Origin of the sequence: Streptococcus oralis, assembly GCF_024399415.1 — a bacterium.
GTDB lineage: Bacteria > Bacillota > Bacilli > Lactobacillales > Streptococcaceae > Streptococcus > Streptococcus oralis_CS.
In genome coordinates this window covers 1,492,321-1,508,036 of sequence record NZ_CP029257.1, presented here as the reverse complement: position 1 = coordinate 1,508,036, position 15,716 = coordinate 1,492,321, and the positions used below count along the sequence as shown (strand labels likewise).

Here is a 15,716-nt window from a genome sequence, read left to right as displayed (position 1 = left end):
AAGTATCATCTTGGAATTAATGGTTCATTTTTGAAGTTTATCAATCTGAAAATACAATGCTATCGAGGTTAACATGAAGAAATTTTTAATGATGCTATCAGCTATTCTTTCGATTTCAGTTCTAGCATCTTGTGCTCTCAATAAAAATAGGAACAATACAGAACCTTCATCTGCACTATCATCTGTCTCTAAAGACGATAAGACTAGTGTATCAACAGAAGCAAAGGCTGAAAATACTAGTGACTCGTCAACCAAAGAATCGCAATCGACAGCTGAAAATAAGAAAGAAACTAGACAAGATTTATATAAAGAAGTGATTGAACGCTATAATCACTTTACAGACCTTTTAAAACAAGGTAATAGAGAAGATTTATACAAGGAAAATAAACAAGATAAGATTACTTCAGAAGAATATGGCCTGGTTTTCTCTCGAATGGATTATCAAAATGCACCCGATTGGAAATACGCAATTGTTGATTTGAATAAGGATGGTCAAGACGAGTTGCTTATTGGCGATGAAAAATTTGTTTCAGCCATTTATTATTTGGAAAATCAAAAACCTAGCTTACTTCATACAGCCTATGTAGCTTCTGCAGGTGGTTTTCGCTCAGGATTTGATATTTATGAAAACGGTCAAGTCTCTTATGCAGACTGGCAGTCAACTCGTCCAGAAATGAATCTGGCTCTATATTCGTTTGATAAAAATGGAGTGCAGAAGATTAAAGAAGCAACTATTCAAATCGGTGGCAATGAAAAAGCAGAGCAAGTTTTAGATATCTCTTCTGAAAAGCTTGATTTGTCTAACATTGGTTGGAAAGAATTGAATCAGGCTAATTAGTTTTGAATTGCTTTTCTAGTCAATATTGATTCTTCTGAGCAAATATTGACATAGAAATAGAAGCTACACAAAAACCAAGGATGTTATCCTTGGTTTTTTGCTTGCTAGAAAAAGGGATTAAAGGTCTTTTCGTGAGCGATGGTCGTAGCTGGACCATGTCCAGGATAGACATCGTAGTTAGGAAGAGTAAAGAGTTGCGTCTGAATGCTATGGAGAAGTTGTTCCGTGTTACCTGTAGGAAGATCGGTCCGTCCGATGGTTTCGCGGAATAGGGCATCTCCCGTCAAGACTAGATGAGTATCAGGAAAGACGATAGAAACACCGCCAATAGAGTGCCCTGGGGTCGGTAGAACTGTAAAACGAAATTCCTCAAGCTGGTATTCCTCATGAAAGACAAAGGTGTGCTCTGCTGGTTTTGCGACCACATCTGCCATATCATCATGACGAGGGAGACCAGAGAGATTATCAACTGGAGTGTAAAGCCAGCTAGCTTCGCTCTCTGCTACATAAACAGGGGGATTTCCAAAAGTATCTCTGACCAAGTCCAGACTCATAATATGGTCGTAGTGGGTGTGGGTCAGGAAAATCGCGCAGATGGGTTTGTTGATTTTTTCAATAGTCTTGCGAATAGCTTCCCAATAGCTACCTGGGTCAACCACAATCAGGTGTTGGTCTCCTTCCAGATAATAAGTGTTTTCATAAGCAACGGGATTCACGGTTTTATGGATTTTCATACTGGCTCCAATCTCAAAGAATGTACTAAACTAAGTATAGCACAGAAGAGGGAAATAAAGTGAAAAGAAAGTCCCTCTTTTGTGTTAGAGGGACAATGATCTTATTTAAACTTGAAACCTTCGTAAATGAGTTTTGCTTTGGGATTCTTTTTCTTAATTTGCTTGGCAAGGGCCTTCATCATAGGAAGAGGTCCACACATATAGACTGTAGTCTGGTCAGGGATTTCTTCTTGATCCAAAGTCAGGTATCCTTTTTCATTGCTATCGACTAGCTGCAGGTCAAAGTTAGCATTTTGACGGGCGTAGTCACGAAGTAGATCTAGGTAGACAGCATTTTCCTCTCCACGGAAACTATAGTAGAAACGAACGTTCCTGTCTAGGATAGGATGCTCCCGGATATAAGAGATGAAAGGTGTCATTCCAATTCCACCTGCGATCCAGATTTGCTGTTTTGGACCGTGTTTCATAGTCATATGCCCATAGGCGCGATCAACTGCAACCTTGCTACCAACTTGAAGATTGTCATAGATATTCTTGGTGTGGTCACCAGAGTTTTTTATCGTAAAATAAAGAGTTCGTCCTTGTCCTCCTGAGATGGAGAAAGGGTGTGGAGCAGTCTCAAAACCCTTTTGGAAAATTTTTAGAAAGGCAAATTGTCCATATTCGTAGGAGAAAGGATGACTAAGTTCGATTTCAATTTCAGTTGTATCGTGGTTGAGGCGTTTGATTCCTACGATTTTTCCAAGATAGGTGAAACCGACCTTTTGATAAAGGAAAATAATATAAAAACCTGCAAGCAAGCCTAAAAGAGCATAGATTCCAAAGATAAGACCTAGGAAACTAAAGGAGAGGAGACGATTTCCCATGATCATCAAAACATGAAAGAGACCAAAGATATAGGCTAGATAAACCAATCGATGAATCCATCTCCATGCTTCATACTGGATATATTGTCCCAGATAGGCAACCAGAACAATGCTGATAAAGATATAGATAGCGATATTTCCAAACTGTGCGGCCAAATGCGAACCCCAGAGACCGCCCATGCTAAAGTTGTGTAGGGTTAGTAGGAGAATGGATAGAAAAGCGGTGAATTTATGAGCTAGATATATCTTTTCAAGTCCGTTGAACCAAGCCTCAAGCAGGAGTGAACGGCTAGCTAGTATAAAAGTAAGTGAGAGAGTAGTGAGAGCTAAACCAGGGACTAGAAACTGACTAGCGCCTGAACTGAGCCAAGCTAGAATGGTCAGAAGCATACTAAGTCCGATAAATAAAATACCTTTTAATGATTTCATAGTAGAAGTCCTTTCATAGATTTATCTTATATTTGATGTAATAACATTTGTTACATTTTAACAAAAAAAGAATCTCTAGTCAAGGTTTAGGTTCTAGACCTCTAAGTCAAATCTTCATGATAATCTATAAATAATGGCTAAGAAATATACTGTTAAATTTGTGCACTTCTTATAGAAAATTTTTTGTTATAACAATGTAAGGCTTGGGAAAATTTAACTTCTACAAGACTCTAAAAAATAAATTGATACATTAAAGTGTATTTTATTTAATTATAAGATAAATGATTACGGGAGTTTACACGCTGTAAACCTTCATGAATATTGGTTTTTTAAAGCATTTACCATTAAATTATTTTTGTATTTTTCTAAAATAAAATTATAAAAGTTGTTGAAAAAGATAGGGAAAAGTGTTAGTATGAATATGCATATTGAATACGAGGATATAATCCTTTTGAAATATCAAAATTTAAAAGCCTTTTTAAGGAGAGAAAGAAATTTTGTTTTTCTATATTTCAATATCAACATAATAAAAATAGGGAGGTTGTGTATCTTATGAAGAGTAAGCAACAGGGGTTTAGAACGGAGAAATACATTCGTTATGGCATTCGGAAGTACAGCTTTGGGGCAGCGTCGGTGGCAATTGCGACCGGTTTGATGATGTTCCTAGGTAATGGTGCGGTATCGGCAGCGGAAGTACAAGGTGCAGATGCAACAGTGGCAACGACAACACCAGTAGCAACAAAGGAGTCGAAGTCAACTATAACGGCAGAGAAATCTGAAGCTAAGGCGTCAGAAAAAGTAGTAGAGACTAAAAAAGTTGATAAGACTGCTCTGACTAAAAAAGTAGTTGAGTTAGAAGCGAAGATTGCATCTGCAAAGAAAGCTGATGCAACAGCGATAGCTACTGCAAATGAAGTATTGACTGCGGCAAAGGCAGTTCTTGCAAACGAAACTGCAAAACAGGCTGATATCGATGCAGAGCATGCTAAAGTTGAAGCTTTGATTACAGTTGTAGTTGAGTCAGACGAAGCTGGGAAACAAGTTGAGGAAACAGCAGCAACTACAGCAGTCAAACCAGTGGCGACCACTGCTACAGAAAAAGCAGAAGAAACAAAAGAAACAAAAGAAGCAGAAGAAACTGTCAAACCAGTCCAAGAAGCTAAAAAAGTCTTAGAACAAGTTACCTCTGAAGCTGAGGTAACCAATGTTTTAGCAACTGAAGCAGTCCGGAAAAATAAGCTTGAGGCTGAAAACAAAGCGGCAATTGAGGCGGCGATAGCTAATAATAAAGAAGTTATTGCGGAAGCTAAAAAAGTGTTAGTTACGGATAGCGTTACAGCTAAACAAATCAATGATCAATTGTCACGCTTAAATGATTCCATTATTGCTGTCTACAATGATTTGAAGAAAGCAGGAATCGGAAAAGATGGAAACTTTGGAGTCGCTTTGGCTGCTCAAGATTTCTATGCCGAAGAGGGTTCTAACACAACTCATGCATCGGAAACAAACGCTGCAAATCATACTGGTAAAGATACCTATACAATTCCAGTACAAGAAATTAAATTAATTACGGGTACTGATGCTACAGGGTTAGAGATAGAAGTCTATTCTAATCAGCGGACTGGTGAAGATACCAATGCTGGAAATGGGATGCATACAGAACAGGGTGGAAAAACTGGTCATAACAACAAAGGACGTGTAGACTATCCATTAACCCCTGATGCCGCTAAAAAATTAGCAGAAGAAGCCTCTCTTTGGAGAAACAAACTCCGTGCGGATGGGTCAAGAATTTCAAACGCTGCGACGTCAATATACTCTGCTAACGGTGGTTATGAATATCTAGCTACAGAAATCTATGGCTATGGGTATGAACAAGGAGTTGACAGAGTTTATATTAAAGGTTTGAAAGAACGTATTGCAGTTACAGAAAAAGCTAAGCAAGCTGGTTGGAGTCTTACCTCTGTAACACCAACTAACCTTGTACCAGGTGTTACTTATGATGAGGCGACAGATACCATTCAAGGTAAAGTAATTGCTGGTATTGAAAATGGAGTGTATGACTTACGATTCAATATTACTGCAACGAATACAGATGGGCGGACTGTTACCTTCCAAATTCAGAATCTACGTGCTGGTTGGGTAGGTTGGCAAGATAGCACACCTCCTGCAATTCAGTCAGATTCAGCTCGTTATGATAGAACTGTTGGTGATGATGCGAATATCAATCTTCGTTTTCATGATTCTTCGGGAGCTAGTGCGATACCTGGCAATTCAGCAGGAAACTATGACTATACAACTGCTGAAGGTAAAGTAGTTAAAGTTCGTCAAAATTCTTCTAAAGCAGTCACAGGTGTCTCAGGCTACAATACTATAGGAGCAGAATTAGATGATTCTAAAGTGTTGATTCCTGGCACCAACTATACTGTAACAAACAGTACTGCTGAAGAGCAAAAAGCTGCTGGAACCAACATGGGTAATGCTGTCATTGGAGGTAAGGTGACAGAGGCAGGTATCTATACCGTTTCAGTATTTGCTAAAGATTATGATAAGTTATCTAATAATACGACATGGAATCAGTCAGGTCAAGAGGCGCACGGTTCTATTACTGTAGTTGTTAAGCCTAAAGTTGAAGTTCAAAACGTTGAAACCTATTCAACAACAGTTCCTGTTAAAATCTCGAAAGGTGCTACAAGTGCTAAGGTTACAATGCCAGATGGAACTGTAACAAACTTGAAAGCCGTTAATGGTAAATGGCTTGTAGATAGTGGTTCAACCAATACAGCGGTTACTGAAAATCAAGAACTAGGTGCTGTAGATTCAAATACCGTCTTTAATATTCCAGTCACGTCAGAGGCAACTGCAAAAGTTGGTGTTGATAATATCAAAGTAGAAGCATCAGCTGAAAATGTTAAGGGAACTTTCTTACGTGATCGAGTTGAATTGAATGGAACTGATGGGCAAAAACACACTGCAGTTTTAAATAGTACATCTGGTCACTGGGAGCTTCCTGCTGACTATGCCGAAGTGAAAACAGCAAATGGAGATGGGACTACAACTTGGACGAAACGCCAAGTATACACTGAAACGAAACTAGATGGCGGTATGAAATTCTTCATTTACGAATATACTCGTCAACTTGATAAAGATGGAAATGTAACAAGTGTAAGTACTCCTGATCGTCCAATGACGGAATATGTTTCTCAAAATACTAACCAAGCTGGCGATGGTATGTCAGTAACTATTACTTTTGACAAACATTCAAACACATGGACATCATCAGATGGAACAGAAGTTACTGCTAAAAAGTTGGGTGATGATTCATGGGAAGTTCATACTAAATCAGGTTTTGGTGGAATCATTAGAGGAACAATCGCAACTAACTCAGATGTTGCGACTGTTGTCAATACGAAACCAATTGCAAGCTCACAAGATTATACTTCTACTAAAGGAACTGCGGTAGATCTTCGTAATGAAGCAAAAGCTGCAGTGACAATCTCTGATGCAGAAGATACTAAGTACGGAAAAACAACTTACATTACTCGTATTACAGTAACATCTCCCTCAGGAGTTCAGAAGGTTTATGACACTAAACAAGATGCAAACAACTATAATCTTGCTAGTGGTTATACACTGAGTGAAGTGGGAGTCTATACAGTAACAGTTGACGTTATTGATAGTAATGGCAATTACACAACAGATGCTACAATAGGTGGAACTGAATCTGGTGTGGATCATGGGGCTGGCTCATCAACCGCTACAACAACTTACCACATCACAGTAACAGACACGATTGAAGGTCATAATGTAACATCCATAGATGTTCAAGGAGCGACTCAAACAGGTACTCCAACCTTTACATCTGTTGGTGATGGCTCACCTGTGGCACCAAGTGCTACTTCACCTGCTAAGTTGGTAGATCCTACCACTGGTAAGTTAGTTGACCAAGTAACAATTGATGGTCAAGGAACATACACAATTAATAATGAAACTGGTGTTGTGACATTTGTTCCGTTGAAAACATTCACAGGTACAGCAACCCCAGTGACTGTATCATTAACAGCAACTCTTGGTCAAGATAAAGATGGAAGACCTATTACCGCTACAGCGACAGCAACTTATACTCCAACTGTTACACCAGTTACTCCAACAGCAACTCCTGCAGAATCAACTGGTATCCAAGGCGCTACTCAAACAGGAACGGTAGCATTCAAAGAAGGACACTCTGTTGCTCCAATCAAGCCGAACTCAGCTGTTCTTCTTGATAAGAATGGTACTCCGGTAGCACCTGGAGCTTCAGTAGATGCTTTGGATGAGAATGGTAACAAAGTAGGGGAATATACAATTGACCCAACTTCAAATACTGTAACATTCAGTCCAACCGATAAGACTTACAAAGGCAAAGTCCAACCTGCAACAGTTCAGGCTGAAGATGAGAATGGTACAAAAGTTAAGACAACTTATACTCCACATATTGTAGGTGTTACTCCAACAGCAGAACCTGCTAAGTCAGTTGATGTCCAAGGAGCAACTCAAGAAAGTACAGTAACATTCAATGGTGGTACGACTACACTGGATGGTAAACAGGTGACTGTAGATATTGACCCAGCTACTTTCACTCTTTTAGATGAAACCGGAACTCCAGCAACATCTGTTCCAGCTAAAGACCCTAGTGGAAATGTTATTGGTACATATACTCTGAAAACAGTTGGTGAACAAGCCGTTGCAGTCTTTACCCCAACTGATAAGACTTATAGTGGTGAAGTTCAACCTGTGCGTGTACAGGCTAAAGATAAAAATGGTATTTCGGTTGAAACAACTTACACACCATTGATTACGCCAGTTACACCAACAGCAACTCCAGCAACTTCTGAAAATATTCAAGGAGCAACACAAACAGGCACTCCTACGTTTGTTCAAGGTGATGCAATTGCACCAATTAAACAAGGTTCAGTAAAACTTCTTGATAAAGAAGGAAATGAAGTTCCTGCAGGTCAGACAACTCCAGCTTATGCTGAAGATGGGACTACTGAAATTGGTACATTTTCTATTGATCCAACAACTGGAAAGGTAACCTTTAGTCCAACGGATAAATTGTATTCTGGTAAGGTTACTCCAGCAACTGTGCGAGCAGAAGATGAAAATGGAACTAAAGTGACGACAACTTACACGCCACAAATTATCCCAGTAAATCCTATTGGAGTTCCTGCGACTTCTGAAGATGTTCAAGGTGCAACTCAAACTGGAAAACCAGAATTCCAAGGCGGAACTGCAGTTGTCAATGGAAAAGAAGTTACTGTTGAGATGAATGACACTGTTCCAGCTAAATTGATTGATTCTAAAACTGGAAATGTTGTGGATTCTATCACTATTCCGGGTGAAGGTACTTATACTGTAGCACCGGACGGAACAGTAACCTTTGTTCCTGAAAAAACCTTTACAGGTCAAGCATCAGGTGTTGAAGTTTTACGTGAAGACAAGAATGGAACCCCCGTTACAGCAAGCTACACTCCAGTTGTTAAGGCAGCAATTCCAACAGCTACTGATGCTGTTACAGAAGACATTCAAGGTGCAACTCAAAAAGGAGTGCCTACATTCCTAGGTGGTAGGGTTACTGTTAATGGAGTGGAAAAAATTGTTCCTATTGATGAAACCAAGGGTCTTGAACTTATTGATCCAAAAACAGGAAAACCAACAGATCAACCAATTGTCATTCCAGGCGAAGGAACTTATACTGTAAATAATGGTATGGTAGAATTTAAGCCAGAACCACAATTTACTGGAAAAGGAACAGGTGTAGAAGTTCAACGTTTAGATGAGAATGGAACTCCTGTAAAAGCTAAATACACTCCAGTTGTTAAACCAGCAACTCCAACAAGTTCGGATGTTATTACAACAGATGTTCAGGGTGCAACTCAATCAGGAACACCAACATTTGAAGGTGGAAAAGTCAAAGTTAATGGTATTGAGAAAACTGTTGAAATTGATGAAACAGTCAAACCAACGTTTGATGATGGTACAACAGAGAAGACAATTCCAGGTGAAGGTACATATACTATTGATGAAACTGGAAAAGTAACCTTTACTCCCGAGAAGACATTTACAGGTCAAGCAACAGGTGTGACTGTTAAGCGTGTTGATAAGAATGGAACTCCAATTACAGCTAAGTATACCCCAGTTGTTATCCCAGTTACACCTACTTCAAAAGATTCTGAATCAGAAGGTCCGAAAGGACAACCTCAATCAGGAACACCAACATTTGAAGGCGGAAAAGTAACAATCAATGGTAAAGAAATTCCGGTGGAAATTGATGAAACAGTTAAGCCGACCTTTGACGATGGTACAACAGAGAAGAAGGTACCAGGTGAGGGTACATATACTATTGATGAAGCTGGAAAAGTTACTTTCACACCAGAGCCAGAATTTGTAGGTCGAGCAACTGGAGTAACAGTTAAACGTGTTGATAAGAATGGAACCCCAATTACAGCTAAATACATCCCTACTGTACGTCCGAATACTTCATTTGTTGATACTAAAGGAAATATCCTAGCACCAAGTGAAGATGGTTCGCAACCTAAGAAAGATATCCCAGGATACCGCTTCGTAGAGACTAAGAAACTTCCAAATGGCGACACAGAACATGTCTACGAAAAAGTTAAGACCAGTCATAAGGATAAGGAAGGCAATGAAATTCCAGGACATCCAACCGAAGACGGTGAACAACCGAAGAAAGATATTCCAGGTTACCGCTTCGTAGAGACTAAGAAACTTCCAAACGGTGACACAGAACACGTTTATGAGAAGGTTAAGACCAGCCACAAGGATAAGGAAGGGAATGACATTCCAGGTTATCCAACCGAAGACGGTGAACAACCTAAGAAGGATATTCCAGGCTACCGCTTCGTAGAGACTAAGAAACTTCCAAACGGTGACACAGAACATGTCTACGAAAAAGTGAAGACTAGTCACAAGGATAAGGAAGGCAATGAAATTCCAGGTTATCCAACCGAAGACGGTGAACAACCTAAGAAAGATATTCCAGGCTATCGCTTCGTAGAGACTAAGAAACTTCCAAACGGTGACACAGAACATGTTTATGAGAAGGTTAAGACCAGTCATAAGGATAAGGAAGGCAATGAAATTCCAGGTTATCCAAGCGAAGACGGTGAACAACCTAAGAAAGATATTCCAGGTTACCGCTTCGTAGAGACTAAGAAACTTCCAAACGGCGACACAGAACACGTTTATGAGAAGGTTAAGACTAGTCATAAGGATAAGGAAGGCAATGAAATTCCAGGTTATCCAAGCGAAGACGGTGAACAACCTAAGAAAGATATTCCAGGTTACCGCTTCGTAGAGACTAAGAAACTTCCAAACGGTGACACAGAACATGTTTATGAGAAGGTTAAGACCAGTCATAAGGATAAGGAAGGCAATGAGATTCCAGGCCACCCAACCGAAGACGGTGAACAACCGAAGAAAGATATTCCAGGCTATCGCTTCGTAGAGACTAAGAAACTTCCAAACGGGGACACAGAACATGTCTACGAAAAAGTGAAGACCAGTCACAAGGATAAGGAAGGCAATGAAATTCCAGGCCACCCAACCGAAGACGGCCAACAACCTAAGAAAGATATTCCAGGTTACCGCTTCGTAGAGACTAAGAAACTTCCAAACGGCGACACAGAACATGTCTACGAAAAAGTGAAGACCAGTCACAAGGACAAGGAAGGGAACGAAATTCCAGGCCACCCAACCGAAGACGGTGAACAACCTAAGAAAGATATTCCAGGCTACCGCTTCGTAGAGACTAAGAAACTTCCAAACGGCGACACAGAACATGTTTATGAGAAGGTTAAGACCAGTCACAAGGATAAGGAAGGCAATGAGATTCCAGGCCATCCAACCGAAGAAGGTGAACAACCTAAGAAAGATATTCCAGGCTACCGTTTCGTAGAGACTAAGAAACTTCCAAATGGCGACACAGAACATGTCTACGAAAAAGTTGTTACTGCCCCTCAACAAAAACCGACTGAGCAATCTCCAACTACTAAAGCAACCAAAGAATTACCTAATACTGGTACGGAAGATCATGCAGCTTTGGCAGCTCTAGGAGTACTTGGTTTGATGAGCGGATTTGGACTTGTGTCTCGCAAGAAAAAAGAAGACTAATTCTATACTCGAGATTCTAAGTAGTATCCATTAGTTTCTTAAACAAAAAACCAACTAATCATTAGGTTAGTTGGTTTTTGTCTATTCTCGATTTTTCCAAGCTTGGTAGCGAGTGTCAATCAAGAGTTGGGTTAAGCGTCCCATGGTTTCTCTTTCTTCGGGAGTGAGGGATTGGGCTTGGACAAAGAGATGGTGAATGTGTTCAATGACCTTGAAGGAAGAAAGGTCGTTGATAGAAGAGATGCCTGCATCGAGAATGATTCCAAAAAATAGGTCAAAGTAGAGCTGCAGTTCAGTATCAGGGACCGTCTCCACCCATTCCTTGAAGGTGGTATCGACTTGCTGGCTGTCACTATTGGTCTCGTCTAGTTGGACAAAGTTCTTATCTTCAACCTGCCAACTAAAAGTGTCATGCTGAGCAAGGCCACCTAGAGCGATGCTTCGAACGACGATTTTTTTGTCCGGAATTTCCAACATCATTCCGATGATAGACCCTTGCGGGATAAACACTTTCGTTCTTTCCATCATGTTTTGATAGCCTGGTGTTTCGGTTAGTTCCTTGTGAAGTCCAGGTGCATCAAAAGTATAGACAGAGATAATGTTTTTCTGCAAGTTTGGATCAAGTTGACTGGCAGCATAGACAGCTAAATTGCCCCCTTTTGAGTGTCCTGCTAGGACAACCTTTTGGTTAGGATGTTGAGCAAAAAAGTCCTGTAAATACTGGAGGGCATGTTTTTGAGCTGGAATTTCCTTCATATAGGTCATATGGAAATCTTCTTTCCAACCGATGATACTGTCATCCGTCCCACGAAAAACAAGCAAATAAGTATCGAGACTGATACGATAAGTCATAGCCGCAAACTGTTTTTGCAATTCAGGATTGATATCATTGATAAAGTTTGAGAGTTTGCAATTTTTAAAGCGTTTGTGTTGAGAGAGTTGGTCCAACAACTGGAGGCGGTTCTTATTGGTCAGCATAGTCTTTTCTCTAGGGATTTGAGGTGCTAAATCTATGAGACGCTTTGGTTCTTGGGTAACTACATCATCAAAAGGAAGATAGGTTAATTCGGTCAAGGCAAGAACATCTAACTCGTTCACGGGAAGGTCATAAAAGGAATCGTAAGCTACATCATTCAAGTAGTCAAAAATATTGGCCATAAAAGCTCCTTTCTCTATGTTTATCCTACCACATTTACCTAGAATTAGCTAGTGGGCTTGTTCGAATGACCTAGTAGGGTTTGATTGAAATACATAGAAGATAGATTGCTCCTATTTCAAACCTCTAAACGAGCTTACTTGTATGTTATTGCTATCAATCCCATTTTCCTTTAAAAAATTTTTCATCTCTTTAACATCATCAGGCTGTCCTGTGATGAGATAGCTAGCTTGATTGCCGTATTCATCAATAGCACTTTTTAAAAATTCTTGACTTTGAGAAAAATCATCGCTAGTTTTATAAGTAAAATTCGGTGTTTTTTGAGCCAGTTCTTTCATCTCATTATCGAAAATAGTAACTCCTTTGTCAAAATGGTTGAGAATAATCGGACATTTACTAGCCCATTCTTTGATAAGGGGGCGTAGAGCAGAAATGCCGACATCAGATGCAAAGCAAACTAGTGGCTGATTCGTATCTTTAATGGTTAAAGAGGAATCCAACCAACTCATCTCAATCTCACTGCCAGCCGGTAAATGTGTCAAGGTGTTCTTAAAGTGGCTACCACTATTATGAGTCAAAATGAGAATTTCATCTTCATCAGGTGTGGAGGCAATGGTTAGCCATCGACTGGTTTGCTCTCCCTTAGCTTCATATTTACTAGCAGTAGACGAGGTATCAGGGAGTGTAAACTTAGCATAAGCCCCAGCTTTCCAGATTTGATGACTCGGTTTTGTGATATGAATTAAATATAGATCTCCGCTGGGGTTTTCAATGGATTTTATCGATAATGTCTGGCTTCGTCCAAGATAAGCGATGGCACCCCAAGTTATAATACATAGAGCTCCAAGTGTTGATAGAATGATAATAAACATTTTTTTACCTCTTTTCATTTTTTATGACTCCTGTTCTTAATTTTATGAATGAACTATAAAATAATTCATTCATATCTTTTCAAAAAATAAAGAAATCCATTCTTTATTTTAGAACTCCTTTAATGAAGTTGGTTGCAAGTATTTCAACAGTTTTGCCAATATCTGGAAAATCTTTTTCCGTGATATGCATATCCATATAGTAAAACAGATTATAAACCTGTAAAATATCTTGAATCTTTTCTGGCGAGTACCCTTCAGCCTGCATACGATTTGTAAAAGTTTTAACTAAAAACTGATGAAATGGATTTGCGACTTTGCCTACTTCCGAGGAATAGTAGCTGTGCAACTCATCTGCGATGGCAGGATTGTACCATTCTGCAAGGATTTTATTGGAAGAAACGAGAGTTCTGGACTGAGCAAATAGTTGACCAATGAGGTCGATCATGTCAATTTCCCAATCCAGTTCTTCGATCATAGCTTGGCGAACACGGTTGTTTTCATCTATATAGATGTCTAGAAAAATGGCTTCTTTACTCTCGTAATAGTTATAAAAAGAACCAACTGCAACACCAGCTTGCCTAGCAATTTCTGAAATTCCTGTTGCCTTGTAACCTTTTTTCGAAAAAACTTCATAGGCTGCTGTTTTTAGAGCTTGTTTTTTGTCCAATATGATTTGACCTCCTTTGTTTTATGAATGAATAAATTGATTTGTTCATTCATATTCTAACAAATCATGGCTAGCTTGTCAATAAGAAGGCTAGATCTATTAAATAAGTTAAAGAAACGCTAACTAAATGAGCACAAAAAGTAAAATATAGGATAAGGCTGGAACTATAATTAAAAATAAGGTATGATATCAGTGGGAATGTTCTCTATTTAGCATCTGTTTTCTGATCTGAATTTGGGAAATAGCTGCTAAACAGTATGAGATACTGATCCGTAAATCTGATATGAAGGGTTTTGATACTTTGAAAAATAGCAAAGGAGGAGCGCATGCACAAGATTTTACTAGTAGAAGATGACCAAGTTATTCGGCAACAAGTTGGGAAACTGCTCTCTGAGTGGGGTTTTGAGGTCGTTTTGGTAGAAGATTTTATGGAAGTATTGAGCCTTTTTGTCCAGTCAGAACCTCATTTGGTCCTCATGGATATTGGCCTGCCACTCTTTAATGGTTACCACTGGTGCCAGGAAATTCGTAAGATTTCCAAGGTACCTATCATGTTTCTGTCTTCGAGAGATCAGGCTATGGATATCGTCATGGCAATCAATATGGGAGCGGATGACTTTGTAACTAAGCCTTTTGACCAGCAGGTCCTCCTTGCTAAGGTTCAGGGCTTGTTGCGCCGTTCCTATGAGTTTGGGCGGGATGAAAGTTTGCTAGAGTATGCAGGTGTAATCCTCAATACCAAGTCTATGGACCTGCACTATCAGGGGGAGGTCCTGAGTTTGACCAAGAATGAATTTCAAATTTTGCGAGTGCTGTTTGAACATGCTGGCAATATCGTGGCGCGTGATGACTTGATGCGGGAACTCTGGAATAGCGACTTTTTCATCGATGACAATACCTTGTCTGTCAATGTTGCTCGCTTGCGTAAAAAGTTGGAGGAGCAAGGTTTAGTAGGCTTTATCGAAACCAAGAAAGGGATAGGATACGGACTGAAACATGCTTGATTGGAAATCATTTTGTCTAGCCTATCTGCGTTCTCGCAGTCGCGTTTTTACCTATATTTTTTCATTAGGCTTTCTCGTCCTTCTCTTTCAGTTTTTATTTGCTAGTCTAGGAACTTATTTTCTTTATTTCTTTCTGCTCAGTAGTTTTTTGACCTTCTTATTTTTGGCTTGGGATATTTTTGCAGAAGCTCAGGTTTACCGGCAGGAAGTACTCTATGCTGAGCGAGACCCCAAGTCTCCTCTGGAATGTGCGCTAGCAGAAAAGCTCGAAGAGCGTGAGTCCGAATTGTACCAAAAAAAGTCTGAAGCGCAGAGCAAGCTGACGGATTTGCTGGACTACTACACCTTGTGGGTTCACCAAATAAAGACGCCCATTGCGGCTAGTCGACTTTTAGTAGCAGAAGTCTCTGATCGGGAGGTTAAGCAGCAACTGGAACAGGAAATTTTCAAGATTGACTCCTATACCAATCTGGTTTTGCAGTACTTACGTTTAGAGAGCTTCCATGATGACTTGGTATTTGAACAGGTTCAAGTGGAGGATCTGGTGAAGGAAGTGGTTCGCAAGTATGCCCTTTTCTTTATCCAAAGAGGACTGACGCTCAATCTCCATGACCTTGACAAAATCATCGTGACCGATAAGAAGTGGCTGTTGGTTGTCATTGAACAAATCCTCTCAAACAGTCTCAAATACACCAAGGAAGGTGGACTAGAGATTTATATGGAAGGTCAGGAGCTCTGTATCAAGGATACGGGAATTGGGATAAAAAATAGTGATGTTCTCCGAGTCTTTGAACGTGGCTTTTCAGGCTACAATGGGCGTTTGACCCAGCAGTCATCTGGACTTGGACTTTATCTATCTAAGAAAATTTCTGAAGAACTGGGTCACCAGATTCGTATCGAGTCTGAGGTTGGGACAGGAACAACTGTTTGCATTAAATTTTCCAATATGAATCTGATGATTGAGTGAGCATAGTTGATGAT

The 15,716-nt window shown here is 39.8% G+C and carries 9 protein-coding genes; 4 read left to right on the top strand and 5 right to left on the bottom strand.

Features of this window, described 5'->3' with window-relative positions; genetic code table 11:
* The first annotated feature begins 73 nt into the window (after positions 1–73).
* A complete protein-coding gene (locus tag DG474_RS07350) occupies positions 74–838 on the top strand; it encodes a hypothetical protein (protein ID WP_255777903.1) in 765 nt (254 codons plus the stop codon).
* 104 nt (positions 839–942) lie between these two features.
* Here DG474_RS07350 and DG474_RS07345 read toward each other — a convergent pair whose 3' ends face one another.
* Together DG474_RS07345 and DG474_RS07340 are read right to left on the bottom strand one after the other, a co-directional pair.
* A complete protein-coding gene (locus tag DG474_RS07345; RefSeq protein ID WP_255777902.1) occupies positions 943–1,572 on the bottom strand; it encodes an MBL fold metallo-hydrolase in 630 nt (209 codons plus the stop codon).
* 101 nt (positions 1,573–1,673) lie between these two features.
* Positions 1,674–2,867, bottom strand: coding sequence for a ferredoxin reductase family protein (locus DG474_RS07340; protein WP_255777900.1), 1,194 nt, complete (start codon positions 2,865–2,867; stop codon positions 1,674–1,676).
* A 552-nt stretch (positions 2,868–3,419) separates the two neighbouring features.
* Between DG474_RS07340 and DG474_RS07335 the strand changes: the two genes are divergently transcribed.
* On the top strand, positions 3,420–11,036 hold the full coding sequence (locus DG474_RS07335) for a YSIRK-type signal peptide-containing protein (RefSeq protein ID WP_255777898.1): 7,617 nt from the start codon (positions 3,420–3,422) through the stop codon (positions 11,034–11,036).
* A gap of 81 nt (positions 11,037–11,117) precedes the next feature.
* On the opposite strand, the gene DG474_RS07330 is transcribed toward DG474_RS07335, so the two are convergent.
* The 3 genes from DG474_RS07330 to DG474_RS07320 all read right to left on the bottom strand — a co-directional run bounded on the left by DG474_RS07330 (position 11,118) and on the right by DG474_RS07320 (position 13,731).
* The gene (locus DG474_RS07330) at positions 11,118–12,194 is read right to left on the bottom strand and encodes a DUF2974 domain-containing protein (protein WP_255777897.1); all 1,077 of its coding nucleotides are present in this window, start codon (positions 12,192–12,194) and stop codon (positions 11,118–11,120) included.
* Between the two features lie 111 nt (positions 12,195–12,305).
* On the bottom strand, positions 12,306–13,082 hold the full coding sequence (locus DG474_RS07325; RefSeq protein WP_255777894.1) for a ferredoxin reductase domain-containing protein: 777 nt from the start codon (positions 13,080–13,082) through the stop codon (positions 12,306–12,308).
* An 85-nt stretch (positions 13,083–13,167) separates the two neighbouring features.
* Entirely contained in the window at positions 13,168–13,731 is a 564-nt protein-coding gene (locus DG474_RS07320; protein ID WP_185761457.1) for a TetR/AcrR family transcriptional regulator, read from the bottom strand.
* 326 nt (positions 13,732–14,057) lie between these two features.
* Between DG474_RS07320 and DG474_RS07315 the strand changes: the two genes are divergently transcribed.
* Entirely contained in the window at positions 14,058–14,735 is a 678-nt protein-coding gene (locus DG474_RS07315) for a response regulator transcription factor (protein ID WP_000548982.1), read from the top strand.
* Positions 14,728–15,702 carry a sensor histidine kinase gene (locus tag DG474_RS07310; protein ID WP_125391096.1) on the top strand — a complete coding sequence of 325 codons (975 nt, stop codon included), beginning with the start codon at positions 14,728–14,730 and terminating at the stop codon, positions 15,700–15,702. The genes DG474_RS07315 and DG474_RS07310 overlap by 8 nt, the downstream gene beginning before the upstream one ends.
* The last annotated feature ends 14 nt before the right edge of the window (positions 15,703–15,716 follow it).